Annotated in this window: 20 protein-coding genes and 1 tRNA gene; 12 read left to right on the top strand and 9 right to left on the bottom strand. The window is 73.1% G+C overall.

Going from position 1 to position 25,003, the window contains the following annotated elements; translation table 11 throughout:
* The first annotated feature begins 175 nt into the window (after positions 1-175).
* From AB0B29_RS13375 to AB0B29_RS13350, 6 genes are all read left to right on the top strand, one after another.
* Positions 176-2,395, top strand: coding sequence for an NADP-dependent isocitrate dehydrogenase (locus AB0B29_RS13375; protein ID WP_362238071.1), 2,220 nt, complete (start codon positions 176-178; stop codon positions 2,393-2,395).
* A 145-nt stretch (positions 2,396-2,540) separates the two neighbouring features.
* Positions 2,541-3,329 (top strand): N-formylglutamate amidohydrolase, encoded by a 789-nt coding sequence (locus AB0B29_RS13370; RefSeq protein WP_362238068.1) that lies wholly within the window; start codon positions 2,541-2,543, stop codon positions 3,327-3,329.
* 538 nt (positions 3,330-3,867) lie between these two features.
* Complete coding sequence (locus AB0B29_RS13365; protein ID WP_362238065.1) at positions 3,868-5,121, top strand: cation:proton antiporter; 1,254 nt, start codon at positions 3,868-3,870, stop codon at positions 5,119-5,121.
* Between the two features lie 55 nt (positions 5,122-5,176).
* On the top strand, positions 5,177-6,208 hold the full coding sequence (locus AB0B29_RS13360; protein ID WP_362238063.1) for a hypothetical protein: 1,032 nt from the start codon (positions 5,177-5,179) through the stop codon (positions 6,206-6,208).
* Positions 6,205-7,314, top strand: a complete 1,110-nt coding sequence (locus AB0B29_RS13355) for a hypothetical protein (RefSeq protein ID WP_362238060.1) — start codon at positions 6,205-6,207, stop codon at positions 7,312-7,314. The genes AB0B29_RS13360 and AB0B29_RS13355 overlap by 4 nt, the downstream gene beginning before the upstream one ends.
* 47 nt (positions 7,315-7,361) lie before the next feature.
* Positions 7,362-9,638, top strand: a complete 2,277-nt coding sequence (locus tag AB0B29_RS13350; protein WP_362238057.1) for a hypothetical protein — start codon at positions 7,362-7,364, stop codon at positions 9,636-9,638.
* Here the strand turns inward: AB0B29_RS13350 and AB0B29_RS13345 are convergent.
* The 3 genes from AB0B29_RS13345 to fxsA all read right to left on the bottom strand — a co-directional run bounded on the left by AB0B29_RS13345 (position 9,616) and on the right by fxsA (position 14,604).
* Positions 9,616-10,488, bottom strand: a complete 873-nt coding sequence (locus AB0B29_RS13345; protein WP_362238054.1) for a hypothetical protein — start codon at positions 10,486-10,488, stop codon at positions 9,616-9,618. The two genes, AB0B29_RS13350 and AB0B29_RS13345, sit on opposite strands and share 23 nt — an antisense overlap.
* Before the next feature lie 168 nt (positions 10,489-10,656).
* Positions 10,657-14,283, bottom strand: a complete 3,627-nt coding sequence (gene fxsT, locus AB0B29_RS13340) for an FxSxx-COOH system tetratricopeptide repeat protein (protein WP_362238051.1) — start codon at positions 14,281-14,283, stop codon at positions 10,657-10,659.
* Positions 14,284-14,409: 126 nt separating this feature from the next.
* Positions 14,410-14,604, bottom strand: a complete 195-nt coding sequence (gene fxsA, locus AB0B29_RS13335; protein WP_104780466.1) for an FxSxx-COOH cyclophane-containing RiPP peptide — start codon at positions 14,602-14,604, stop codon at positions 14,410-14,412.
* A gap of 257 nt (positions 14,605-14,861) precedes the next feature.
* On the opposite strand from fxsA, the gene AB0B29_RS13330 reads away from it, so the two are divergent.
* Complete coding sequence (locus tag AB0B29_RS13330; RefSeq protein ID WP_362238048.1) at positions 14,862-16,085, top strand: FxsB family cyclophane-forming radical SAM/SPASM peptide maturase; 1,224 nt, start codon at positions 14,862-14,864, stop codon at positions 16,083-16,085.
* Between the two features lie 8 nt (positions 16,086-16,093).
* Entirely contained in the window at positions 16,094-17,449 is a 1,356-nt protein-coding gene (locus AB0B29_RS13325) for an HEXXH motif domain-containing protein (protein ID WP_362238046.1), read from the top strand.
* A 95-nt stretch (positions 17,450-17,544) separates the two neighbouring features.
* Here the strand turns inward: AB0B29_RS13325 and AB0B29_RS37755 are convergent, their stop codons facing one another.
* The 3 genes from AB0B29_RS37755 to AB0B29_RS13315 all read right to left on the bottom strand — a co-directional run bounded on the left by AB0B29_RS37755 (position 17,545) and on the right by AB0B29_RS13315 (position 18,298).
* The gene (locus AB0B29_RS37755; RefSeq protein ID WP_370443954.1) at positions 17,545-17,622 is read right to left on the bottom strand and encodes a 50S ribosomal protein bL37; all 78 of its coding nucleotides are present in this window, start codon (positions 17,620-17,622) and stop codon (positions 17,545-17,547) included.
* Positions 17,623-17,874: 252 nt separating this feature from the next.
* Positions 17,875-17,948, bottom strand: a tRNA-Pro gene (locus AB0B29_RS13320).
* Positions 17,949-17,992: 44 nt separating this feature from the next.
* Entirely contained in the window at positions 17,993-18,298 is a 306-nt protein-coding gene (locus AB0B29_RS13315; protein ID WP_362238043.1) for a hypothetical protein, read from the bottom strand.
* Between the two features lie 274 nt (positions 18,299-18,572).
* On the opposite strand from AB0B29_RS13315, the gene AB0B29_RS13310 reads away from it, so the two are divergent.
* A complete protein-coding gene (locus AB0B29_RS13310; protein ID WP_030840645.1) occupies positions 18,573-18,917 on the top strand; it encodes a cupin domain-containing protein in 345 nt (114 codons plus the stop codon).
* A 13-nt stretch (positions 18,918-18,930) separates the two neighbouring features.
* Here AB0B29_RS13310 and AB0B29_RS13305 read toward each other — a convergent pair whose 3' ends face one another.
* Positions 18,931-19,929 (bottom strand): LacI family DNA-binding transcriptional regulator, encoded by a 999-nt coding sequence (locus tag AB0B29_RS13305; protein WP_362238040.1) that lies wholly within the window; start codon positions 19,927-19,929, stop codon positions 18,931-18,933.
* 111 nt (positions 19,930-20,040) lie between these two features.
* Between AB0B29_RS13305 and AB0B29_RS13300 the strand changes: the two genes are divergently transcribed.
* Positions 20,041-21,204, top strand: coding sequence for a Gfo/Idh/MocA family protein (locus tag AB0B29_RS13300; RefSeq protein ID WP_362238037.1), 1,164 nt, complete (start codon positions 20,041-20,043; stop codon positions 21,202-21,204).
* Positions 21,205-21,239: 35 nt separating this feature from the next.
* Here AB0B29_RS13300 and AB0B29_RS13295 read toward each other — a convergent pair whose 3' ends face one another.
* A complete protein-coding gene (locus AB0B29_RS13295) occupies positions 21,240-21,851 on the bottom strand; it encodes a TMEM175 family protein (protein WP_362238034.1) in 612 nt (203 codons plus the stop codon).
* A gap of 63 nt (positions 21,852-21,914) precedes the next feature.
* Entirely contained in the window at positions 21,915-22,946 is a 1,032-nt protein-coding gene (locus AB0B29_RS13290; RefSeq protein WP_362238031.1) for a LacI family DNA-binding transcriptional regulator, read from the bottom strand.
* A gap of 108 nt (positions 22,947-23,054) precedes the next feature.
* On the opposite strand from AB0B29_RS13290, the gene AB0B29_RS13285 reads away from it, so the two are divergent.
* Positions 23,055-24,212 carry a phytanoyl-CoA dioxygenase family protein gene (locus AB0B29_RS13285; protein ID WP_362238029.1) on the top strand — a complete coding sequence of 386 codons (1,158 nt, stop codon included), beginning with the start codon at positions 23,055-23,057 and terminating at the stop codon, positions 24,210-24,212.
* Positions 24,213-24,221: 9 nt separating this feature from the next.
* Positions 24,222-24,998 carry an SDR family oxidoreductase gene (locus tag AB0B29_RS13280; protein WP_362238026.1) on the top strand — a complete coding sequence of 259 codons (777 nt, stop codon included), beginning with the start codon at positions 24,222-24,224 and terminating at the stop codon, positions 24,996-24,998.
* The last annotated feature ends 5 nt before the right edge of the window (positions 24,999-25,003 follow it).

Genomic DNA, 25,003 nt, shown 5'->3' with positions numbered 1-25,003 from the left:
CTCGGGCGGCCGGGTGGTCAGATCCGGCCGTGGCTTGGAGTGAGTGATCTCTCTCCAGGACATGGGAACGGAGCGATCGGTTGCACCAAACTGGTCGCGGACCCCTGTCGAGACGAGGTCGCTCACGAGATATCTTGATGTCGAGCAATGTTGCAGACGTGGAGCGGAGCACCCGGTGACTGACTCGACCATCATCTATACGCACACTGACGAGGCCCCCGCACTGGCGACGTATTCCTTCCTGCCGGTGGTCCGGGCGTACGCCTCGCAGGCGGGTGTCGCTGTGGAGACCCGCGACATCTCGCTGGCCGGGCGCATCATCGCCGTGTTCCCGGAGTACCTCACCGAGGACCAGCGCATCCCGGACGCCCTCGCGGAGCTCGGCGAGCTGGCCAAGACGCCCGCCGCCAACATCATCAAGCTGCCGAACATCTCGGCGTCCATCCCCCAGCTCAAGGCCGCCGTCGCCGAGCTGCAGGGCCAGGGCTACGCGCTGCCGGACTACCCGGACGACCCGAAGACCGACGAGGACCGCGAGATCCGCGCCCGCTACGACAAGGTCAAGGGCTCCGCCGTGAACCCGGTCCTGCGTGAGGGCAACTCCGACCGGCGCGCCCCCGCCTCGGTCAAGAACTACGCCAAGTCCCACCCGCACCGCATGGGTGCCTGGACCCCCGAGTCCAAGACCAACGTGGCGACCATGGGCCAGAACGACTTCCGCTCCACCGAGAAGTCCGTCGTGATCGCCGAGGACGGCGCGCTGCGCATCGAACTCGTCGGCGACGACGGCACCACCACGGTGCTGCGCGAGTCCGTACCCGTCCTCGCCGGTGAGGTCGTCGACGCCTCCGTGATGCGCGTCGCCGCACTGCGCGAGTTCCTGACCGCGCAGGTCGCCAGGGCCAAGGCCGAGGGCGTGCTGTTCTCGGTGCACCTGAAGGCCACGATGATGAAGGTCTCCGACCCGATCGTCTTCGGCCACGTGGTGCGCGCCTTCTTCCCGAAGACGTTCGCGCAGTTCGGCGACAAGCTCGCCGCGGCCGGCCTCACCCCGAACGACGGCCTGGGCGGCATCTGGAAGGGCCTGGACGCCCTGCCGGAGGGCGCCGAGATCAAGGCCTCCTTCGACGCCGAGCTCGCCGAGGGCCCGGAGCTGGCGATGGTCGACTCCGACAAGGGGATCACCAACCTGCACGTGCCGTCGGACGTCATCATCGACGCCTCGATGCCGGCCATGATCCGCACCTCCGGCCACATGTGGGGCCCGGACGGGCAGGAGCACGACGCCCTCGCGGTCATCCCGGACTCCTCCTACGCGGGCGTCTACCAGGCCGTGATCGAGGACTGCCGGGCCAACGGCGCCTTCGACCCGTCCACCATGGGCACGGTGCCGAACGTCGGCCTCATGGCGCAGAAGGCCGAGGAGTACGGCAGCCACGACAAGACGTTCGAGATCGCCACCACGGGCACGGTCCGCCTGGTCGACGCGAACGGCACCGCGCTCATCGAGCAGGCCGTCTCGGCCGGTGACATCTTCCGCGCCTGCCAGACCAAGGACGCGCCGATCAAGGACTGGGTGAAGCTGGCCGTCACCCGCGCCCGTGCCACCGGCGACCCGGCGGTGTTCTGGCTGGACGAGACCCGCGCGCACGACGCCAACCTGATCGCGAAGGTCAACACCTACCTCGCCGAGCACGACACCGAGGGCCTGGACATCCGGATCCTCAACCCGGTCGAGGCGACGAAGCTGTCGGTGGAGCGCATCCGCCGCGGCGAGAACACGATCTCGGTCACCGGCAACGTCCTGCGCGACTACCTGACCGACCTGTTCCCGATCCTGGAGCTGGGCACCAGCGCCAAGATGCTGTCGGTCGTCCCGCTGATGGCGGGCGGCGGCCTGTTCGAGACGGGTGCGGGCGGTTCGGCGCCGAAGCACGTGCAGCAGCTGGTCAAGGAGAACTACCTGCGCTGGGACTCCCTGGGTGAGTTCTTCGCCCTGGTTCCGTCCTTCGAGCAGCTGGCGAAGGTGGCGGGCAACGCCCGCGCCCAGGTCCTGGCCGACACGCTGGACCGCGCCACGGCGACGTTCCTCGAGGAGGACAAGTCCCCGACCCGTCGCGTCGGCGGCATCGACAACCGCGGCAGCCACTTCTACCTGTCCCTGTACTGGGCGCAGGAGCTGGCCCGGCAGACCGACGACGCGGACCTGGCGAAGGCCTTCTCCCCGCTCGCCGAGACGCTCGCCGCGAACGAGCAGAAGATCGTCGACGAGCTGGTCGGCGCCCAGGGCAAGCCGGTCGACATCGGCGGCTACTACCAGCCCGACCCGGCGAAGGCCGCGGAGGCCATGCGCCCGTCCACCACGTGGAACGAGGCCCTGGCGTCCCTGAGCTGACGCCCCGGGCGCGACGGCCCACCCCCTCCGCCCCGTCCGGCACGACGTCCGGCCGGGGCGGAGTCATACGCGGCCCTCGCCCCGGCCCCGTGTGGCACCTTGGTCTCCTCGGACACCACTGGACCAACGCCCCTGGAGCCGCCTCGTGAACGCCGCCCCGGACTCCTTCGAGCTGCTGCCGGGCGACGGGCGGTCACCCGTGATCCTCCATGTGCCGCACTCCGCGCGGGAGATACCGGACGCCGTGCGGGCGGGGATCGTGCTCGGCGACGAGGAGACGGCACACGAGCTGGACCTCATCACGGACGCGCACACGGACCGGATCGCCGAGGTGGCGGCCGGCCTGGCGGGCGTCACCCCGTGGCGGTTCGTCAATCGGCTGTCGCGGCTGGTCGTCGATCCGGAGCGGTTTCCGGACGAGCGGGAGGAGATGCTCGCTGTCGGGATGGGGGCGGTCTACACGCGGACCACGCACGGCGACGCGCTGCGGCCCGAGGGCGTCGATGCCGGGCCGCTCGTCGAGCGGTACTTCGAGCCGTACGCGCGGGCGATGGCCGAGGCCGTGACGGGACGGCTGGAGTCCACCGGGCGCGCCGTGATCATCGACGTGCACTCCTACCCGAGCCGGAGGCTGCCTTACGAACTGCACGGGCAGGGACCGCGCCCGCCGGTCTGCCTCGGCACCGACTCCTTCCACACACCCCCCGCGCTGCTGGACGCGGCACGGGAGGCGTTCGGGGAGACGCGGCTCGACACCCCGTTCGGCGGGACCTACGTCCCGCTGGAGTTCTACGGGAAACGCCCCGAGGTGAGCGCGCTCATGGTGGAGATCCGCCGCGACACCTACATGACGGAGCCGGGCGGCCCCGCCGGACCCGGGCTGGAACGGCTCGGCGGGGCGCTGGCCCGGCTGGTCGACGCCGCATCACGCTGACATCGCCCGCACCGACACCTTCAGGCCCGCAGCCACTCCGTCACCACCACGTCCCCGCCGCTCCGATGCGCCGTCTCCCATGGGGGTGGAGGACGTCCTCGACCACGTCATGTGCCGGGGCCACCGGCTCGCGGGCGCGGGCCACGGGCTCGTGGATGCCGGGGCCACCGGCTCGTGCGCTCCGGGTTCGGCCCACCAGCGCGTGCGCCGCCGTCCGCTCGTTCACGCCGATGTCCGGCCGGGGCGGGGGGCGCGTGCTCCGGGGAAGTGACGCCGTGCCGGGTCCCGGCGAGGGCGGCGGGGCGGACGCGGGGCGCACCGGCCGGGTGCCGTGGATCCACCCCAGGGGTGAAGAGCGTTCAGCGGCGGTCGCCACCGGGCATCGTGCAGAGGAACGGCCGCAAATGGTGTTACGCCGTCCGAGTGCTCGCATCTACGCTTGATTGCTCTCGCGGTTGCACGTCCGTATCGATAAGCGCACGAGGTGCCAACGGCCCGACTACGCTCTCGGCGTGACACCGGGGGATGGGGGGAGCAGGTGGAGAGGTCCCGACGCGACCGTGGCCGGCGGCGGATGCTGCCGGCGGTTCCGGCCGTTCTGCTCGGAGCGCTGGGCGCGCTGATGCTGGGGACGTCGATCGGCCTGGCGGCGGACCCGACGCGCCTCGTCGGCACCACCGGGTACGTCGTCGCCACCGGGCTGCTGCTGGCCGTGGGGCTGTACGGCAGCACGTACGGCATCGACCTCGCGGATCTGCGTCGTGACCTGCGGGGCGTGGTGGCGGCCGTGACGCTGGGGGTCGTTCTCAAGGCGGCGATGATCTCGGGCGTCATGGTCTGGGCCTTCGACCGCCCGGAGTACCTGGTCCTCGGCATCGTCGTCGCGCAGATCGACCCGCTGTCGGTGACCGCGCTCAGCAAGGATGGGCACACGTCGCAGCGTGCCCGCTCCCTGCTCACGGCGTGGGCCTCCTTCGACGACCCGATGACGGTGCTGCTGACGCTGTACGTCGCCGGGTACGCCTACACGGCCGCCGGGCACACGGGCGCCCCCTCCGTGGTGGGCGGCGGGGCCCAAGGGTACGCCCTCGGGCTGGCGCTCAACGCGCTGTTGCTGGGCGGTGCCCTGCTGGCGTGGCGGGCGGGCGGCAGGGTGTGGCCGGCCCGGGAGGCCCGGCAGCGGCTCGCGCACCCCCGGCGCCCGGCGACCGTGCTCGCCGTCCTCCTGGTCGTGGTCATGCTGGTGCTCGCCGCGGCGAACATGCTCATGCTGGCCGTGGCGGTGGCCGGACTGTTTCTGCGGGCGCCGGCGTTCGCCCGCCCTCTCGCGCGGGCGGTGACCAGTGCCTTCCTGCTCGCCACCGCCCTGCTGGGCCTGTTCGTCGCCCAAGGGGTGTCGGTCAAGCCCGGTCTGCTGCTGGGGGGTTCGGCGTTCCTCGCACAGGCGGTGGTGGCCGTGCTGCTGATGCCGCTCTTCGTCCGCGGCCTGTCCGGAAGGGACCGCATCCTGCTCGGAATCGGCCAGCAGAACGGGCTCACGGCGGTGCTGCTCGCCCTCACCCTGGAACGCGACTTCCCCAAGACGGTCGGCATCGTCGCCCCGGCCGTGGTGACGGTGAATCTGCTGCACTACGGCGCGCAGATCGCGTTCGGCTGCTGGTCGCACCATCGGGCCGGAAAGGGCCGGCAACCCGAGGCCGGGCAGAAGCGTCTCCCCCGGCATCCGGCGCCCGGCGACGGCACGCCGGGCGGGGCACCGGCCACGGCCGACGGACTGCGGTCCTCCGCATAGCCGAAGGGTGTGCGGCGTCCCGAACGGGTCGCGGCCAGGGGAACGGGGAGGCCGGATGGACGAGCGGGGAGTGAGCGGCGGGGGACGTCCCCGCCGCCGCGGACGCGTCCGCGGCTTCCGAAGCCGCGACGGCTTCCTAGACCTTCACCGCTTCCCGAATCGCTACGGCGCCCTGCGCCCTCTCCTCGGCCGCACCCGCCACGGCGCCCGGCACCTCTCCCCCGCCCCGCGCCGGAAGGCCGCTCCGCACGTGAAGTCCGTCCTGCTCGGCACCCTGCTGCTCCTGTCCGCCACCGCCGGGCAGGCCGTCGCCGACACCGGCAGGAGCGATGTCCGCCTGGTGTACTGCCTGGCCGACGAGCACCGGGACGAACTCCGGGACGCCGCGCTGCAACTGGATGTGGTGCGGCGCCCCTCGGGACCGGCCGGCGGTACGGACGCCGTCCGGGTGCCCGGCCCCGAGGGCGGCGTGATGTCGCTCGACGACTGGGCCGACAAGCACCGGGGGGACTTCGAGCGGGTCTGTGACGCGGTCCTGGCCGCGGCGGGCGATCCGCCGGGGGCGTCCGCGGACCAGGGCGGCTCCGGCGGCCTGGGCGGTTTCCTCGACGGGGTGTACCTGCTGGTGGCCGGCGCGGCCCTGACGCTGGTCGGACAGATGACGGAACGGATCTCGGCCGAGCGGCGCAACCGCGACCGGCAACTGGCGGTGGCCGTGCAGGAATTCCGGAGGATCGCATGGCTGTATCTCACGGCGTACGAACAGGATCCCGAGACGGACCACGCCGAGGCGTTACGGGCCCGGGAGGCGCTCTCCGGCCTCCTCGCCCAGGTGCCCGGCCCTGCCCCGCGCCGCGAGGCGGCCCGCCGGCTGGCCGACTCCCTTCCCCTGACGAACAGACTGCCGGGCAGCAGGGACGGGCAACCCCTGCTGCCGCGCCAGAGAAAGAGCGAGGCGGACGCCGTGCGCACGACCCTGGACCTGCAGACCCGCGAGGTGGCGGATCTGCGACGCCCGGCGCCCCTGTGGTGGCTGCCCGGAGCACGCGGCAACCGTCCCACCGGCGCCGCAGGACCGCACGCATGACCGGCTCCGACTGGGCCAACCCCTACGGAGTGCGCAAACCGTACGGAGCGAACGGCGCGGACCACGGCGTTCACGGGGGCAAGGCCCGTGCGGTGCTCAGCGCCGACCATCCCCTCGTGCCGTGGAAGCAGCCGGACCACCTGCAGCAGTGGGTGGACGTGGATCACTCGCGCGAGGAGCTGGACCGCTTCAGCACCAGCTGGCCCCCTCTCGGCGAACTCCTCGACGGGAGCTCGGGGCACGGCCGCGTGGTGATCGTCAGCGGACCTCCCGGCATGGGCAAGACCAGTCTCATCCACCGGTGCATCCACGAGGTGCGGCAGCGGGTGACAGAGGCGGCGGCCTGGTCGGGCGACCCGCTCCCCGTCTGCGTGCCCACCGCGGGCCTGGCGAACGACGGTCGCCGCATCAGCGTCGACCCGGACGGGGCGTTCGCTCCGACCAGTCTGATCAACGCCCGCATACGCCGGGAGATCGCGAAGAGTCTGCGACTGCACGACTTCCCCGAATCCCGTGTGCAGTCGATCGTCGCGGAAGAGGATCCGTTCCAGGCCTACAGCGACATGAGCGAACTGCTGGTGCAGCACAATGCACTGCTCCTCGCGGTGATTCCGCACATACGCTGGAACGACGCCGATCTCCGGGCGAGGTTTCTGAGCACCTGCCTGAGCAATGCGCACACCCGGATCGTACTGTTCGTCGAAGTGAGCCACGGTGCGGCGGAGACGGCGAGGGAAGTGGCCGCCACGCTGAGCGACTCCGCGGCGGTCACCCATCTCGCGCTGCGCGAACTCAACTCCGAGGACATCTGGCGGTTCAGCCACAGCGCCCGGGCGTCGGACGACGGCCGCACGCGGGCACCGGACGACGGCACGAACGGCCTGGTCAAGCCGGACAGGAGCTCCCTGATGGCGGCACACTCCGAATGGCGGCCGTCCGACGTACGCGAACTGCGGACGGTGTTCCACTCGGCGGCGGACGCGCTGCGCAGCGCGCCGCACCCCTGGCAGATCGACGCCGACGCGCTCAGACCCCACTGGGAGCGGCGGCGAGCCGGCCGCGACGCCCTGCTCCGTGCTCCCATCCCGCCCCGCTCCGGCGGCTGACGCCCACCCCCGACCGCGCCCTCACAGGACCCGCAAGGAGTGCCATCGTGGCCGCAAGCAGTGCAGACACCTGGTACAGCAACCCCTTTCCCCTGGTGCCGGTCGTGCGGCTCGGCCCGTCGGCGGACCTCGGCGAGGCCCCGGTGGAGGCCGCGGACTCGGGCAACGCCCATGTCCCGACCCAGATCCTGGGCGAGCTCCAGGGCCTGGTGCGCGACTACCTCCGGGACCGGCCCCGGGGCGGGCGACGCGGCCGGGCGATCGCCGTGGTGGGAGAGTTCGGCCTGGGCAAGTCCCATGCGGCCCGCGAGGTGTGCAACGCGCTGGCCCGCCCGGACGGCCCGGCCCTGTGGATCGTCGACGAACCTGCGCAGGACTTCGGCCGGATGTACCGCGACCGGCTGCGGGGCCCCGCGGACAGCCCGGAGGGGCGTGCCGCGTTCGAGGAACTCGTCCGGGACTACTACGCCTACGTGACGGCGGTGCGGGTCGGTGAGCAGAGCTCCGATCCGCGTCCCGGCCGGCCGGACGACATCCCGCTGGGTGACATCGCCCTCGACGACATCGCCACGGGGCTGCGCGACCGGGTCCTCGACCCGGACAAGGTGGTGTCCGCCCTGCGTTACGACCCCGAGGTGATGCACGCCGATCTGCGCGTCACCCTTGGCGAGGTGACGGAGCACCGGCGTTTCGCCACCGCGCTCGCCCTGCTCCAGGACCCCCGGTTCACATCGATGGTGTGGGCGTGGCTGAGCGGCGACGAGCCGGCGCAGCAGTTGCGGGAACGCGGCATCAAGGACGCGGTCTCGGGCATCGACCCGGTCTTCGACGCGCTGGCCGTCCAGGGCTTCCTGCACGGCCGGGTCGGCAAACCGTACGTCCTGCTGATCGACTCGCTGGAGAAGGTCCTGGACTGGCCGGAGGATTCCCGGCGCACATTCGTGGACGCCTTCGAGCGGCTGGTCAACGTGTATGTGAGCCGGGGCGGTCTGCTGGTGTTCTGCACCTCGCCGCGCGGGCTGAACGCGTTCCGGCCGAGCCTGCACGAGCGGGTGGTGCAGCTGTGGCCGACCCGGTTCGGCGCGGAACTCACCGCGCGGCTGGTCGCCGAGTACGTCGGTTCGGGTGCCCGGCCGGAGGTGGCCGAGGGGTCGGAGGCGGTCGAGCGGTGGCCCGCGCCGTTCGGGTCCGAGTCGGTCGGGATCCTCCAGGAGCTCACCGGCGGGGTGCCCCGGCAGATCCTCAAGACCTGCCACCACGCCTGGCAGTTGAGCGAGGACGGCGGCGGCGCGGTCCGGGAGGTGAGTGCCGCGACCGTGCTGCGGGCCGTTCGGGAGCTGCACGACAACGTGTCCGAGGACCAGGTGGTGTCCACGATCCACGACGCGCTGGCCGAGGGCCAGTGGCGCATCGCGTCGCACGACCCGGTCCCGGCGCGGGGCTCCGACGCCGACGGGCCGTTGGCGGTGGCGTACTGGCTGGAGCCGGTCCCGAACGCCTACATCGCGATCGTCGTCACCCCGTCGGTGCTGGTCGCCGACGACGAGGAACGCATCACCGCCCGCGTCCGGGCGCTGCGCGGCGCCCTGCACCCGGCGCAGGCCGAGGTGCTGCTCGTGGTGAACGGCCTGGTGTCTCGGACCATGCGGGACCGGCTGGCGCGGTCGCTGGGCTCACAGCCCCTGGCGTACCGTCCGGGCGACTTCACGCAGGCCGTGAACCAGGCCCTGGACCGGCTGCGCGCCCGTCTCACCCAGCTGCGCCAGGAGGCCGATCTCGCCGAGCTGACCACCGAGTTGCGCAGCGCCCTCGGTGAGCACGGTGCCCAACTGGGGCAGCTGCGGCGGACGGTGAGCGATCTGGCCCGCCGTGATCTGGTCGCGGTGGCGCCCGGTCCGGCGCGTTCGGCGCTGCCGGAGCCCGTCGAGGGGCGGTTCGAGGAGGTGTTCGCGCTGCTGGACGCGTCCGTGGAGCGACTGGCCGGGCTCCCGTCCGGCGGGTCCGCGGCCGGTGGTCCGGCCCTGCGGGCGGGGCCGTCCGATCTGGCGGCGCTGGGCTGCGCCGCGCTGGTGCGGCAGTTGACGGAGACGTTCCGTACGGGGGCCGACGCCTGGTTGCGCGCGGTCTCGGCCGGTGTGCCGACCGAGGATCAGTGGGCGCGGCTGCGCGAGGTCTGCCGGGAGTACGAGACGGCGGTGGAGGTGCTGCCCGTGCAGGCCCTCGGCGGGGCGGGCCCGGTGCACCGGCCGACCGTCGCGCGGGCGGTGGAGGCACTCGCCGACGAGGTGTGGGGCGCCCTGGTCAGTGCCGTGCGGTCCGCATGACGCCGCCCACGGCCTCCGCCAGGCGGTGCAGCCGGCTCTCGGCGTGGGCGACCTGCCGCTGGTCCAGCGTCACCCCGAGGACGTAGTCCCGCGGCGACAGCCAGATCACGTGCACGGCGCCCTCCTGGACGTCCAGGACCAGGCGGTCGGCGGGCGGCGGCACCACCAGCCGCAACGCGTCGGTCAGCCGGGCGAGATGACCGCGCAGGCTCCGGGCGAGGTCGCGGTAGGAGGTGCGGCGGGAGCGCACGCTGGTCTCCAGGAAGCGCGGGCCGAGTTCGGGACTCTCGAAGACGTCGCCCGCGCAGACGAGCTTCCAGTCCCGGTAGTAGGCGGCGTACTGCAGGTCCAGGGTGTTGACGTGGGCGCCCCACAGGGCCCGCAGTCGCATCTCGGAGGGACCGTCGTGCTCGGCCGCCGCCGTCCCGAAGTCGATCCGCAGCCGCCCCTTGTCCTCCGGCAGGGGTTCCATGGTGTCCGTGAGGCCGCCGGGCAGCTCGTCGGGCAGATGGTGCACCTGGGTGCGGATGGCGGAGACGAGGGCGTTCATGGCCGCGTCGACGGCGGGCATCCCGCCGTCCGTGTCGGTGTGCGCGGACAGGTACTCCCCCGTCTTGACGCGGCCGCCCCACAGGCCGCCGTGTGCGTTGGCCACCACGACGCGCATCAGCTGCCCCGTGCCCAGCGGCCGCATGAGCGCGCCCAGGTCCTGGGTGCACAGCAGCAGCCGGCTGCCGGGCAGCGCCTCGTTGGCGATGTCCTCGCCGCCCACGGTGACCAGGCTGCTCAGCGGCGGGCAGTCGCCGCGGCGGACCACGAAGTCGATGATTCCGTTGCTGTAGTGGGACACCGCCCTGAGGGCGGGGACGCCTGCGAAAGCCTCCTGGCACATCGCTGTTATCCGGCCGTGGCCCTCCGGGGACCAGTGGGACTCCGTGTAGAGCTCGGTCTCCGGGTGCGGGGCTGTCGCCACCTGCGCTCACCTTCCGTCGGGGAACCGCCCGGGCGAGGGCGCCCCCTAGATTCCGGGCAGTTCCAGATCGATGTCGAAGTCCCTGGCCGGTGCGGTGGGGCCGGTGGCCCGGGAGGTGAGCCAGGCCTGGTGCGCCCCCACGCGCCGCCCGTCGGGGCGATGCCCCATGTCCAGGTCCCGCAAACGACGCAGGGCGCTCTCGACGAGGCGGGTCGCCTCTGCGGGCCGCCCGGCCGCCGCGAGGGTGGCCGCGAGGGAGTTCTCCGCGGCGGACACCCAGGCGTGGCTGTCGCCGAGCCGGTCGGTCAGGAGGTTCAGCGCGGCCCGGCCGGTGGCCTCCGCGTCCTCGACGGCACCGCAGGCCCGCAGGTACACCGCGTGCCGGACGCCGGCCAGGGCGGCGTACGGGTGCCAGGCCCCCAGGGAGTCCTCCAGCGCCCGGCCGCACAGGCGGGCCTCGTGTTCGGCCTCGTCGTGCTTGCCGAGTGCGTGCAGGTCGGCGGCGAGGCTGAAGCGGCAGCGCAGGGTGTCCAGATGGCCGGCGCCGAACCGGCCGGTGGACTCGGCGAGCACCCGCCGGTCCCGTTCGAGGGCCTTCTCGTAGCCGTAGACCCTCTCGTGGGGGCGGGCGGAGTTGTAGGTGATGCGCCGTTCGCTGACGGCCAGGCCGAGTTCGATGTTGAGCCGGGTGCCGGTGGCGATGTCGCCGTGCCGGTGCAGCCACTGCCTCAGCAGGTCCTGGGACTCCGCGTCGCGGCCCAGGGACCGGTAGACCCAGGCGAGCAGGTCGGCGGACCGCCAGACGGCCGGGTCGTCCTCACCGCCGACGGACTGGCGGTAGCGGAACCGGGCGAGGAGCCGGGCCAGGGCGTCGGGGGCCCGTCCGCTCAGGGCCTCCGTGAAGGCCAGGTTGTGCTCGGCCTGCACGGTCGCGGCGTGCTGCGGCCCGAGCAGCAGCGTCAGGCCCTCCAGGACCGGCCGGGCCTGGAACAGCGCGTCGGAGAACCTGCCGAGGGAGCGCAGGTTGGCGCCGTAGGAGTCGGCGGACAGCAGGGTCCTCGGGTGCAGGGGGCCGAGCAGCCGGCGGTGGCCGCGCAGGGCCTGCTCGGACAGCCGGCGGGCCGGTTCGTAGGAGCCGGTGAGGCGGTGGGCACGGGCGGTGAGGTTGAGCAGGCGCAGGTACTCCGGTGACGGGTCGTCGTCGTCCGCCGGGGCCCAGGAGGCCTGCGCGCGCTCGGAGATGTCGAGCAGGCGGGCGAGGTCGGCACTCTCGCCGCGCTGGCTGAGGGCGTTGAGGTGGCGCAGCAGGGAGCGCCGGACACGGGGGCGGTGGTCCTCCCACAGGCGCAGGGAGTACACCTCGCGGGCCCAGTCGGCGCTCAGGCCGCGGTTCTCGTCCGGTGTGTACTCGGCGAGGGTGCCGCGCAGCACCTGCTCGATGTGGGCGCGCTCGGCCGGTTCCATGCCGGCGCGCAGGGCGTCCCGTACGGCGTGGTGCTGGCCGAGGGGCTGGTCGGGCCGGTCGAAGTCGACCTCCAGGAGCCCGACCCGGGACAGGGCCCACAGGGCGACGCTCACCATGTGTTCGTCGGGCATCCGCGTGTCGGCGGGGATCCGGCGGGCCGGCGCACCGTCCGCGCTGTCGTCACGGGCCAGTTCGGAGAGGATGCGCCGTGAGCGCAGCAGCTCCAGGCCCATGCCCCGGCCGGTGAGCAGGGAGGCGGCGTTCAGCAGCCAGCCCAGGGCGTCGCTCGTCCGGCTCTCGGCGCGCCAGGCGGCGGCGCCGGGGGTGTGCAGCACGGTCTGCCGCGCCACCCGCACCATGACCGTCACCGGCGGGGCGGTGCCGTCCTGTTCGAGCAGGGCCTGCTGGGCGGTGCGGTACTCGGCGAGGAGGTGGGCGACGGCGGCCCGGGCCGCGGCCTGGTCGGCCATGCTGTCGTCGCGCCGGTGGGCCGCGGCGCGTTCGGCGAGGCAGAGGGCGGCGATGCGCAGGGCGAGCGGGACGAAACCCAGGACCTGGCCGACCCGCAGCGCCTGCTCCTCGTCGATCTCGGCGAGCCGTTCGCCGAGGACGGCCCGGCATTCGGCCGGTGACATGGGCGGCAGGGAGAAGGCCGCCATGCCGGGCGTGGCCGGGGCGCTGCGGCTGGTGATCAGTACGTGCCCGCGGGAGTGCGGGGTGGGCAGCAACTCCTGCAGTCCGTCGGGGGAATCGGCCCCGTCGTAGACGAGCAGCCAGCTCTGTGTGTCGGTGCGGGAGAGGTGCTCGAACAGGGCCGGGGAGGCGCCGTCGCCGGTCGTGACCAGGTCGAGGCGGCCGGCGAGCCGGGTCAGGCCCCGGCGGGCGCGGGGGATCTCCCAGGAGCGCACCCACCACACGACGTCGTAGGCGGAGCCGAAGCGGTGGCACAGTTCCCGGACGATCTCGCTCTTGCCCCAGCCGCTCGCGGCGTGCACGACGAGCGGGGTGCGGTCCCGGCCCGCCTTGTGCAGTTCGTCCCAGAGAGAGCCGAGAACGTCGTCCCGGCCGACGAAGCCGCTGTAGCGGGGGGCCACGTTGGTGACGGCGGGCAGCCGGGGGAAGCGGGCGCCGGGCGTGCCGTCCGTCGAGGGCGGCGCGCCGAGGCCGAGCCCCGCGTACAGCCGCCGTACGGCCTCGTCCTCGTCGGTGCCGCGCAGGTCGATGCGCTCGTGGTGGGCGGCGCCCGGGTCGGGGAAGGGCTCGTCGGCCAGGACGATCCGGACGTCGGGGTGGGACAGGGCGGCGAGCTGGGCGAGGGCGGCGTGGTCCATGTCCGCCGGGGAGAGGAAGAGCAGCGCGGTGCCGGGGGCGGGACGGTCTCCGGCGTAGGAGTCCAGAGCGCGCAGTTCGGTGCGGATGCCGCCGCGCCGGAACTGGTCCTCCAGCCAGGCCGCCCAGGGCGCGTGGCGCTGGGAGTGGACGAGGGTGACGCGGCTCAGCGGCAGCGGGCGCCGGTTGCGGAGCCAGTCGGCGATCCGCTCGTAGTAGGGGCGCAGCCCGGTCACGGAGCCTTCCGGCTCGCTCTCGACGGCGAGTTGCCGGGTGTCGAGGTAGAGCGGGTGGTACGGGATCTCCAGGAAGGCGACCTCGGAGGTGCGGGAGGCCCGCGAGAGGGGGCCGAACTTGCGGCGTACCCGTTCGCGCGCGCCGCGCAGCCGGTCGTGCGACTCGACGTTGCTCTTCAGGCCCAGGGCCAGCAGCCGCACGGGCCGGTCGGACCGGCCGCCGCTCATCTGCTCGGCCAGGGCGGCGGCGCCGTCGATGGACCAGGCGGTCATGGCGAAGCAGAGCACGAGGGAGTCGGCCAGGGAGCCGAGCCTGCCCTCGGCCGGTGCGCCGATCGCGTCGGGCAGCGGGGCTTCGACGAGGACGTGGTCGTGGGCGAGGGCCCGGGGGTCGGAGGTGAGGGCGAGGAGGGACTCGGCGTCCGGGCGGGCGGCGGAGTGGATGCGCCCGGGGTCGGGTTCGGGCAGCGGGGCACCGCCCGGCGTGCCGGTCGCCCGGCCGTCCACGATCAGGACGCTGCGGTTGCCCGCGGCCAGCAGGTCCGCGACGTTGCGCAGCGTCGTGCTGACGCCGAGGTTCTCCGCGGTGGAGCAGAAGAGGGCGAACCGTCCCGAGCGGTCGGCTGCGTGGATGTCGGGCATGGCCACTCCGCTTCGGACGGCAGGTGCTGGACGGTGGGGCACGACAGTCAGGGACGGTCAGTATAGGACGGGTTGCCCCTGATCAGACGGTTTCGCGTGAGGGCCGCGTCGGCGCCGGGGGCCCGGTCATTGGCTCTCGTTGTGGCCGGTGACGAAGGGTTCGTCCGGGTCGCCGCCGGTGCGCAGCCGGCGCAGGGTCTCGCCCAGCGCGGAGGGCGGCAGCGCGGCGAGGTCGTCGAGCGGCACGCCGGTGAGGTCCAGCACGACGGATTCCAGTGCGCCCTCGTCCCGCTCGGCACCCGCTTCCTCGAGCTCTGCCATGGCCCATCCTCCGCGGTGCCCGACGGACCGCCGTCGTGGCGGCTCTCCACGCCCGGCGCCTGCGTGTCCCGGGACTCGGTGTCCAGTGTTGACGTCCCCACGGGGTGCCGCGGGAAAACGGCGACTTTCGGGCGGTGGCGGCCCGGACGACGGATTCTCGATGTTGACGGTGTGTCACCGGCCCCGAATACTGGGCTCGATGGCGTGGACCGGCCGGGCGGGCACGGGCCGGTCGGCATGCGAACCGGGGGGTGCGTATGAATCGGCTGCGCCATGCGGAGCCGCCGTGGCCGGTCGCGGCCGACGTCGTGGCCCGGGAGGCGGCCGGCTGGGTGCCCGCGCCGCTGCACTCCTTCGTCCTGAAGGTCCACAGCCGCTGCGACCTGGCCTGCCAGTACTGCTACATGTACCGGGCACAGGACCGGAGTTGGCGTGAGCAGCCGCGCACCATGGCGCCGGAGACGGTGGACCGCACGGCCGGTCGCATCGCCGAGCACCTCGCGGCGCACGGGTTGCGCGAGGCCGGTGTGGTGCTGCACGGGGGTGAGCCGCTGCTGGCGGGTGAGGCCGCTCTGCGGCGCACGGCCTCGGTCCTGCGTGCCGCTGCCGGACCCGGCGTACAACTGCACCTCGCGCTCCAGACCAACGGGGTACGGCTGACCGAGCGCTGGCTCGACCTGTGCGCCGAGCACGGCATCCGCGTCTCGGTGAGCCTGGACGGGGACCGCGCGGCGCACGACCGGCACCGCCGTGGCGCGGACGGCCGCGGCAGCCACGCCCGGGTCGCAGGCGCGGTGGGCCGGCTGTCCGACGGGCCCCATCGCCCTTTGTTCGCGGGCCTGTTGTGCACCATCGACCTGCGCAACGATCCGGTGCGCTGCTACGAGCACTTGCTGACGTACCGCCCGCCCGCCGTGGACTTCCTGCTGCCGCAGGGCAATTGGCACACTCCCCCGCCCGGGCTGGGCCCGGGGACGCCGTACGCGGACTGGCTGTGGCGGGTGTTCGAGCGCTGGTACGGGGCGGGACAGCGGGAGACCCGGGTGCGGCTGCTCGAGGACATGATGGCGCTGCTGCTCGGCGGTACCCCGGAGACGGAGGCGCTGGGAGTGGCCCCGGTGCGGTACGCGGTGGTCGAGACGGACGGTTCGCTCGCCCAGGACGACACGCTGCGCACCGCGTACCACGGCGCCGCCCGGACGGGCCTGCACGTACGGCGCGACTCCTTCGACGCGCTGCTGCGTCATCCGGGCGTGGCGGCCCGGCAGTGGGGCGTCGACGGCCTCTCGGCGCAGTGCCGTGGCTGCCGGCTGCAACGGGTGTGCGGGGGCGGGCACTACGCCCACCGCTACCGCGCGGCCACCGGGTTCGCGAACCCCAGTGTCTACTGTGCGGACCTGGCCGCTCTGATCACCAGGGTCAGGGGACGGCTGGCCGCGGACCTGGACCGGCTGCGCGCCGCCGCGGCGGAAGCGGCATGAGGGGGCCCGTGCCGCTTCGTGTGCCCGGCAGGCTCTTCACCGCGCTCGCGACGGGCGGCGGCGGGGCCGACGCCCTGCGCCTGCTGGCCCGCGCCGAGCACAGCCGCCGGCTGGCCTGCGCCCTGGCGGTGACGCGGGCCGCCGGTGCGGTCGGCGGGGACGTGGCCGACGCGGCCGCGCGAGCCTGGCACCTGCTCGAGGCCGCCCATCGGGCCGATCCCGCAGCCGTGGCCACGGTGCTGTCCCATCCCTCGGCGGGCACCGCCCTGACGGGCCTGCTGGCCCGGCTGGACCGGTTCGCCGAGGCGGGGACCGGCGTCGCGTGCGCGCCACCCGTCCACTGGTTCAGTGCCCTGGCCGCGGCCGCCGCGGTCCGCGCGGGCGTGCCCGGACGGGTGTGGTGGCCGATGACGACGGACCAGGTGTTCCTGCCCTCGCTCGGCGGGGCGCGCTTCCCGGGCGCCCGGCCCGGCGACCTGGCCGAGGTGGTGGTCGACGCCGGGGGCGCGGCCCGCATCTCAGTGGCGGGGCCCGGTTCCCGGCCCGGTCCGGTCGAGGTTCCCCAGGTCCCGTCCGGGCCGTCCGGCCGGTGGCGGGCGGCGCACCGGCTCGTGGTGCCGCACACCGGCGGGCCACTGCTGCTGGACGACGCCGACCCGCTGCGCTTCCCCGGCGTCCCGGAACGGCCGCTGGGACTGACCCCGGGCGACCTGCGCTGGTGGGAGGCCACGGCACGGGAGGCCTGCCGTCTGCTGCGGGACCACCACCCGGGGACGTACGCCGAGCTCGTCGCCGGTCCGCGCACGCTGATCCCGGTCGACCGCCCGGACAGCTTCAGCGGCAGCAGCGCGGAGGCGTTCGGTGCCATGGCACTGTCCCGGCCGCGCTCCGCGCGGGGTCTGGCACTGTCCATGGCCCACGAGATGCAGCACGGCAAGTTCGCCGCGGTGCTGCACCTGTTCGACCTCTTCGAGCCGGACGGTGAGGAGCTGTACTACGCGCCCTGGCGCTCCGATCCGCGCCCCCTGCTCGGCCTCTTCCACGGGGCGTACGCACACCTGGGCGTGGCGGAGTTCTGGAACCGGCTCCGGGACGTGGAGCAGAACTCCGAGGAACTCGCCCTGGCCGAGGCCCAGTTCACCCGCTGGCGGACGGGCGCCCGGGAGGCCACGGAGGTTCTGCTGGCCTCCGGCCGCCTGACCGCCCTCGGGCAGCACTTCGCGCAGACGATGCTGGGCACGCTCGACGCCCTGTGCAGGCTCCCGGTCCCTGCCGAGGCCCGCCGCCGCGGCATGGCCCTGGCCGCCGAGCACCGCGCACAGTGGGTCCGCAGGAACGGGGTGCCGGAGGCGCAGCTGATCTGACCTGCTCCCAGCTCGTCCCCTTGACGCGCCTGCGAACGCAAACGGGTGGGTGGCAGATGCCACCCACCCGTTTGCGTTCCGCGCCCACCGACCTCTCAGGACTGCGGACGGCTGCCGTGGTTCGCGCCGTTCTTGCGGCGGGCCTTCTTCTTGCGACGTCGCTTCGAGGACATCGAACCTCCTCTTTTCCGGCTCTCGGTCACCATCCACCGGACTGCCGCGTCCGGTGGTTACTGAGCCACTTTCCGGACGACGCGAACGCAAACATTGACGATGCGGATGCACGCGGGTGGCCTATGTCACGACCGTCGGAGCGGCAGCACTGCCCGCACACCTGCACAGGGAACAGGCGGGTGCACCGGGAAATGCGCGAGGGCTGTTTTCGGATGCCTCCGAAAACAGCCCTGATGTGCGACTCAAACGAGTCGGGACGACAGGATTTGAACCTGCGACCCCTTGACCCCCAGTCAAGTGCGCTACCAAGCTGCGCCACGTCCCGATGCGACTCGCGCGGGTGGAACCGCGTGATCACGCAGGTCAACCCTACCGCATGGGGACCCGTTCCCCGACCCGCTCCCCCGCTGTTCCCCCGGCCCGCCCACCGATCGGTTTCCCGACCCGCTCACCCGTCCGGCCCCCGGCTCCTTCCCCGGCCCGAGCCGCCGGCCGGTCCGGGCGCCGGGTCCACCCCGCGAGACCCACCGTCGAGACGGCTACGGCGAGAACGGCCCACCAGGGGAGCCCCGCCTGGGTGGCAAGGCCCGCGAAGGCCGCGAAGGCCAGCAGGGGCGTGACCACGCCTCCGGCCAGTTCCGCCCCCCGGGCGGATCGTCGCCGCGTCTCATCCACGTTCTGCTCCCCCTTCGCCCGCAGGCCCGCACGCCCCGGCCGCCACAACGGCAGTGCATATGCCGCAAACAATACGCGAATCGACGGGAACTCCCGACCAGGGCATAGGGGTTGAGACGGACAACGGGGCCGGGGCCGGTGCGGTACCGCCCGGTGTCCGGTGGTGAGCCCCCCGAAGGGCGCGAGCCGGAGCGACGAAGTGTCCGCCCGGCCCGGCCGGCACCGCACACACTGTCGAGGCCGTACCCCCGCCGACCAGGGCTAGGGTCGCCGCATGACGCACAGCTTCGTACTCCACATCCCCGACGCCGAACTCGAACCCGAGCCCCTCGCGCCCGAACAGATCGTCTCGGGGACGCCCGAGGTGACCGGGAAGGTGGTCTGGGAGTCGGAGGACGGACGTCAGGTGCGGGGCGTCTGGCAGATCACGCCCGGCGTGGTCACCGACACCGAGGCCGACGAGCTGTTCGTCGTGATCAGCGGGTCGGCGACGATCGAGGTCGAGGGCGGGCCGACCCTCACGGTGGGGCCGGGCGACATGGCCGTACTGCGCGAGGGCGACCGCACGACGTGGACGGTGCACGAGACCCTGCGCAAGGCGTACGCGATCAACCTCTGAGTCAGGTGCGCTGTCAGGGAGCCGTTGCCGTCGTCCCCCGGATCTCCAGGGTCGGTGTGGTGAGTTGGACCCGGCCCGCGCCGCCCACGCCCTCGAAGCACTCCAGGAGGCAGCGGGCCGCGCGGCGGCCGATGTCGTGGCTCGTGTTGTCGACCGTCGTGAGCCACACGTGCCGCAGGCGGGCGATGCTCGTGTTGTCGTAGCCGGCGACGGACAGGTCGTGCGGGACGCGCAGGCCGAGTTCCTCGGCCGCCGAGAGCGCGCCGATGGCGGCGATGTCGTTGACGGCGAAGACGGCTGTGGGGCGGTCGGGGCGGCTGAGCAGCCGGACGGTCGTGCGGTAGCCGCCCTCCTCGGTCATGTCGCTCGGCTCGACCACCGCCTCGTCCGCAAGGCCGTGCCGGCGCATCGTCGCCTCGAAGCTCCGGCGCCGCAGCCGGCCGACCGCGCCGTATCCGGCGATGTGCGCGATGCGGCGGTGCCCGAGGCCGATCAGGTGCTCGGCGACCAGCCGGGCGCCCCGCTCGTCGTCTCCCGCCACCACGTCGACACCCGGCGGCGCAGGTTCGCGCGAGCCGGCCAGGACGACCGGGACCCGGCCGGCGACGTCACCGAGGGCCGCCGGGTCGGGGAGCGTGCCCACCACGACCAGGCCGTCGACGCGCAGGTCCAGCAGCGGGTCGGCCGGGTCCTGGCCGGTACGGCGGTTGAGACGGGCGTCGGCCAGCAGCATGCGCAGGCCGTTGGCGTGCAGCAGGGAGTTGAGGCCGTCCAGGAGGTCCACGAACCAGGGGTTGCGCAGGTCGTTGAGGAGGACCCCGACCGTGCGGGTGCGCTGTTCGCTGAGGCTGCGGGCGGCGGCGTTGGGCCGGTAGCCGAGCTCCTGGGCAGCCCGGAGCACGGCGTCCCGCTTCTCGGGGCGGACCTGGTCCGAGCCGCGCAGCGCGAGGGAGACCAGCGACTTGGAGACACCGGCCCGCTCGGCCACGTCCCGGATCGTCGGCGGTCTCATGGGATGGACCGTTCCATGAGGCGGCGCGGCTTGTCAAAGGGTTGACACCGTCGGCGAACCCCGCTCAGGGTGGCCTGGACAGGTTCTGGAACGGTCCAAAGAGGGGCTCTCATGGTGGACACGCTCGGCGTCGCCGTCATCGGATTCGGCTGGATGGGGCGGGTTCACACCCAGGCGTACGCGCGGGTGCGCCACCACTATCCGCAGCTGCCCCTCGTCCCGGAGCTGGTCACGGTCGCGGAGGAGGTACCGGGCCGGGCGGAGGAGGCCGCCGCCCAGTTCGGGTTCGCCTCGACGACCCGGGACTGGCGCGAGGTGGCGGCCGATCCCCGGGTGCGGGCGGTCAGCATCACCGCACCCAACTTCCTGCACCGCGAGATCGGCGTCGCCATGGCCGAGGCGGGCAAACACATCTGGATCGAGAAGCCGGTGGGTCTGACCGCGGAGGACGCCGGCGCGGTGGCGGACGCGGTCGCCGAGGCTGGTGTGCAGGGCACGGTGGGCTTCAACTACCGCAATGCGCCCGCCGTCGAAACGGCCCGCGAGCTGATCGCCGGCGGGGAGATCGGCGCGGTCACGCACGTGCGCATCCGGCTGTTCAGCGATTACGCGGCACACCCCGAAGGCGCGCTGACGTGGCGTTACGAGCGGGAGCGGGGCGGCAGCGGGGTGCTGGGCGACCTGGCCTCGCACGGCGTGGACCTGGCCCGGCATCTGCTCGGTGACATCACGTCGCTGACGGCCGACACGGCGATCTTCCTCCCGGAGCGGGCCCGCCCGTCCGGCGCCACGGCCGGCCACAGCCGCGCCTCGGGCGGTGAGGCCGGCCCGGTCGAGAACGAGGACTACGTCAACTGTCTGCTGCGCTTCGCCTCCGGGGCGCGCGGTGTCCTGGAGGCCTGCCGGGTCTCGGTCGGCGAGCAGAACAACTACGGCTTCGAGGTGCACGGCACGAAGGGCGCGGTGTTCTGGGACTTCCGCCGCATGAACGAGCTGGGGGTCAGCCGCGGCACGACGTACCAGGACCAGTCCGTCACCACGGTGTACGCCGGCCCGGGCGACGGGGAGTTCGCCGCGTTTCAGCCGGGCGCTGCCAACGCCATGGGGTACGACGACCTGAAGGTCGTCGAGGCGTACCGCTTCCTGCGGTCGGTCGCCGAGGGCACTCCCTACGGGGCGACGCTCGCGGACGCCGTGCACAGTGCGTCCGCGCTGGACGCCATGGCACGCTCGGCGCAGAGCGGGAGCTGGGCGGAGGTGACCGTGCGGGCCTGACCCCCGCATGCCCGCACGGGCTCTGGCCTCCGCCCTCAGCTTGGGCTCTGCAGCCTTCGGCCCAGGTAGACCTTCACCGGGACGAGGACGAGCCACAGCCACATGATCCTGGGCCCCGCCACCAGGGCCAGCGGGATGGTGGCGAGGAAGACCACCACCGACGTGGCACTGTCGAGCAGGTAGAGCGTGGTCGCCGCCTCGGAGGGCGTGTCGTGGCGCAGCCAGGGACGCTTCGCCAGGACGGCGGCCACCCCCAGATGGCAGGCACCGAGCGCGGCGACGGCGCCCGAGTACACGGCGACCGACACCGGCTGGGCCCCGTACTCGGCGAGCAGCCGGGTCGGGAAGGGCACGAGGGCGGCCACACCGAGGCCGACCATCGAGATGACGATCACCTGGCCGTCGATCTCCCGGACGCCCCGGAAGATCCGCCGGTGATCGCGCCAGAAACTGCCCAGCACCGCGACGCTCAGCGCGTAGGCCCCGAGGTCCGGGAGCAGCTCGCGCAGGGCCTTGCGGTACGCGGCGGGATCGAGCTCCCGGGGCACGGACAGGTCCAGGACGAGCAGGGTGATGGCGATGGCGAACACGCCGTCGACCAGGGTCACCAACCGCTCGGGGCCGCCGTCGGGGCGCGAGGTCCACATGGGCCCGACGGTAGGGGCGGGGCCGGGTCTCCTCCCGTACCCACGCCCGGCGTCGCCCTCGGATCACACGGCCGCCTGCGGTGGCATGTTGTACGGCGTCACCACCTGGATCGCCGAGGGCAGGCTGGGTCCCGCCGGGGGCAGCGCGTGGTGGGCGCGCATGACGGTGTGGCAGGCCTCGCGTACGTCCTGGCGGAGGTCGTGGTGGAGCACGGCGGACAGGCGGTGCTCGCGCAGCAGGCGCGTGTTGTCGTGGTCGAGGTCGTGCGCGACGAACACGGCGCAGTCACGGCCGAGGTCGTCGAAGGCCCGCAGGGTGGCGATGTTGCCGCCGCCGATCGAGTACACCGCGCGGATGTCCGGGTCGCGTTCCAGGGCGGCCCGGACGAGGTCGTACTGGGTGGTGTCCAGCCCCTGTCCCTCGGCGATCTCGACCAGCGTCCGCTCGGGGTGCCGGGCGCGCATGGCACTGCGGAAGCCCATCTCGCGTTCCTCCTCGTTGCGGAAGAAGCCGCTGCTGAGACTGGTGAGGATGTTGCCCGGACGCTCCCCCAGCCACTGGCCCATCAGGTACGCGGCCGTCGCGCCGGCCGCCCGGTCGTCTATGCCGACGTAGGCCAGGCGGGCGCTGGCGGGCAGGTCGGTCACGAGCGTGACGACCGGGACGCCGGCGGCTTCGAGCCGGCCGACCGCGGCGGTCACCTCGGGGACGTCCGGGGCCTTGAGGATCACGCCCTGCGAGCCGCGCCGGGCGATCCGGTCCAGGGTCCGCACCAGCTCCGCGGCCGGGCCGGTCTCGCGGAAGTGGAAGCGGGAGCGCAGCACCGCCGGACGCAGGGACGGCAGCTCGGCCTCCAGGGCGGCGCGGATCGCCGTGGTGAAGCGCTCGGGCGCCTGCATCACGATGTCGACCATGAACGTCCGGCCGACGAGCCGCACCTGGGTGCGCTGCCGGTCGAGATCGGCGATGGCCTGGCGGACCTCCCGTGCGGTGCTCTCGCGCACCCCGCCCCTGCCGTTCAGCACCCGGTCGACGGTCGCCTCGCTCAGGCCCGCCTGACGGGCGATCTCCCGGATCGGGAACGGGTGTCCCATACGCCGGCTCCTTGAGGGGTTTTTGATGGCTCACTGCTGGTTGTTCGAGGGGTTTGTACTGACAAGAATGACAGGGCTGCGTCGCTCCGTGACCCCGAAGGGACGACGATGTCCTTCACTTCCGTACACCGCCGTGCCTGGCTGTCCGAGCAGGAGTGCGATCTCGACGCGTTCCGCGCACTGGTCGAGCAGACCACCGACCCCGCCGACCACCCGCACGCCTCCGCGATCGAGCACAACGTGCCCGTCTACGACTGCGGGCTGCTGGAAGGCGACCGGGTGGTCCAGGCCGAGCTGGTGCGGGCGCTCGCCGACGGGCCCGGCATCGTGGTCTTCCGCGGCGCCTTTCCCGACCTGCGGATCGTGGACCGGGCCACCGACGTCTTCGAGGCGCTGATCGCCGAGCAGCGCGCCTCGGGTGCGACGGCCGGTGACCACTTCGCCGCGCCGGGGGCCAACGACCGGGTGTGGAACGCGCTGGAGAAGGCGGCCCTGTACGACCCGGAGGCGTTCGCCGACTACTACGCCAACGACGTCCTGGCCCTGGTGGCCGGCGCCTGGCTCGGCCCCGGCTACCAGGTCACCTCCCAGCTCAACGTGGTCAACCCGGGTGGCGCCGCCCAGACCGCGCACCGCGACTACCACCTCGGCTTCCTCTCGAACGAGGTCGCCGCCGCCTATCCGGCGCACGTGCACCGCCTCTCCCCCGTACTGACGCTGCAGGGCGCGGTCGCGCACTGCGACATGCCGGTGGAGTCCGGGCCGACGATGTACCTGCCGCACTCGCAGAAGTACGAGCCGGGTTACCTGGCCTGGCGGCTCCCGGAGTTCCGGACGTACTTCGACGCGTACCGGGTGCAGCTGCCGCTCGCCAAGGGCGACGCCGTGTTCTTCAACCCGGCCGTCTTCCACGCCGCCGGCACCAACCGGTCGGCGGACATCCGGCGCATGGCCAACCTGCTCCAGGTGTCGTCCGCGTTCGGCCGTGCGATGGAGACGGTGGACCGGGAGGCGGTGGCGAACGCGGTGTACCCGGTGCTCCTCGCGCGCAAGGCCGAAGGCGCCGACCCGGCGTGGCTGGACCAGGTGATCGCGGCGAGCGCCGAGGGCTACCCCTTCCCCACCAACCTCGACGGCGACCCGCCGGTCGACGGCCTGGCCCCGCCCTCACAGGCGGACCTGGTGCGGCGGGCACTGCGCGAGGCATGGACACCCGAGGTGCTCCGGGCGGAGCTGCGGGCCGCTGCCGAACGGCGAGAGAGCTGAGGACATTCGATGGGACTTCTCGACGACAAGGTCGTCCTGGTCAACGGCGGCAGCCAGGGGGTCGGTGCGGCCATCGCCCGGGCCGCGGTCCGCGAGGGGGCGGTCGTCGCCGTCACCGGCCGGCGCCCCGAGCCTGGCGAGGCCCTGGCGGCGGAGCTGACCGCCGCGGGCGGCAAGGCCCTGTACGTCCGGGCCGATCTGTCGGACGCCGAACAGGCGAAGGCCTCCGTGGCGCAGGTCGTCCAGACGTACGGCCGCGTGGACTGCCTGGTGAACTCCGCCGGTCTGACGTCCCGGGGGACGCTGCTGGACACCACGCCCGAGCTGTTCGACCAGCACATCGGGATCAACCTCAAGGGCCCGTTCTTCGCGATGCAGGCGGCGGTGGCGGACATGGTGGGGCGGGAGGCACCCGGCACGATCGTCAACATCATCACGTCGTCGGCGCACGGCGGGCAGCCGTTCCTCGCGCCGTACGTCGCCGCCAAGGCCGGTCTGATCGGGCTGACCCGCAACGCCGCGCACGCGCACCGGTGGGACCGGGTGCGGATCAACGGCCTCAACATCGGCTGGACCGCGACGGAAGGCGAGGACGCCACGCAGAAGGTCTTTCACGGGGCGGGGGACGGCTGGCGTGAGGAGGCCGCCGCCAAGCTCCCCATGGGGAAGCTCGGCCAGCCGGACGAGATCGCCGACTTTGTCGTGTTCCTGCTGTCGGAGCGGTCCGGGGTGGTCACCGGGTCTGTCATCGACTGGGATCAGAACGTGTTGGGGGGACTCGACTAGGGATT

This window comes from Streptomyces tibetensis, from assembly GCF_040647715.1.
GTDB lineage: Bacteria > Actinomycetota > Actinomycetes > Streptomycetales > Streptomycetaceae > Streptomyces > Streptomyces tibetensis_A.
Note: the sequence above shows the minus strand (reverse complement) of the source record. Positions and strands in the feature narration are given on the sequence as shown.

What these genes read in the sequence shown, in the direction of transcription:
- AB0B29_RS13360 (WP_362238063.1), top strand. Translation starts at nt 5,177, where the DNA reads ATGGACGAGCGGGGAGTGAGCGGCGGGGGACGTCCCCGCCGCCGCGGA.
- AB0B29_RS13355 (WP_362238060.1), top strand. Translation starts at nt 6,205, where the DNA reads ATGACCGGCTCCGACTGGGCCAACCCCTACGGAGTGCGCAAACCGTAC.
- fxsT (WP_362238051.1), bottom strand. Translation starts at nt 14,283, where the DNA reads ATGCCCGACATCCACGCAGCCGACCGCTCGGGACGGTTCGCCCTCTTC.
- fxsA (WP_104780466.1), bottom strand. Translation starts at nt 14,604, where the DNA reads ATGGCAGAGCTCGAGGAAGCGGGTGCCGAGCGGGACGAGGGCGCACTG.
- AB0B29_RS13330 (WP_362238048.1), top strand. Translation starts at nt 14,862, where the DNA reads ATGAATCGGCTGCGCCATGCGGAGCCGCCGTGGCCGGTCGCGGCCGAC.
- AB0B29_RS37755 (WP_370443954.1), bottom strand. Translation starts at nt 17,622, where the DNA reads ATGTCCTCGAAGCGACGTCGCAAGAAGAAGGCCCGCCGCAAGAACGGC.
- AB0B29_RS13310 (WP_030840645.1), top strand. Translation starts at nt 18,573, where the DNA reads ATGACGCACAGCTTCGTACTCCACATCCCCGACGCCGAACTCGAACCC.
- AB0B29_RS13305 (WP_362238040.1), bottom strand. Translation starts at nt 19,929, where the DNA reads ATGAGACCGCCGACGATCCGGGACGTGGCCGAGCGGGCCGGTGTCTCC.
- AB0B29_RS13300 (WP_362238037.1), top strand. Translation starts at nt 20,041, where the DNA reads ATGGTGGACACGCTCGGCGTCGCCGTCATCGGATTCGGCTGGATGGGG.
- AB0B29_RS13295 (WP_362238034.1), bottom strand. Translation starts at nt 21,851, where the DNA reads ATGTGGACCTCGCGCCCCGACGGCGGCCCCGAGCGGTTGGTGACCCTG.
- AB0B29_RS13290 (WP_362238031.1), bottom strand. Translation starts at nt 22,946, where the DNA reads ATGGGACACCCGTTCCCGATCCGGGAGATCGCCCGTCAGGCGGGCCTG.
- AB0B29_RS13285 (WP_362238029.1), top strand. Translation starts at nt 23,055, where the DNA reads ATGTCCTTCACTTCCGTACACCGCCGTGCCTGGCTGTCCGAGCAGGAG.
- AB0B29_RS13280 (WP_362238026.1), top strand. Translation starts at nt 24,222, where the DNA reads ATGGGACTTCTCGACGACAAGGTCGTCCTGGTCAACGGCGGCAGCCAG.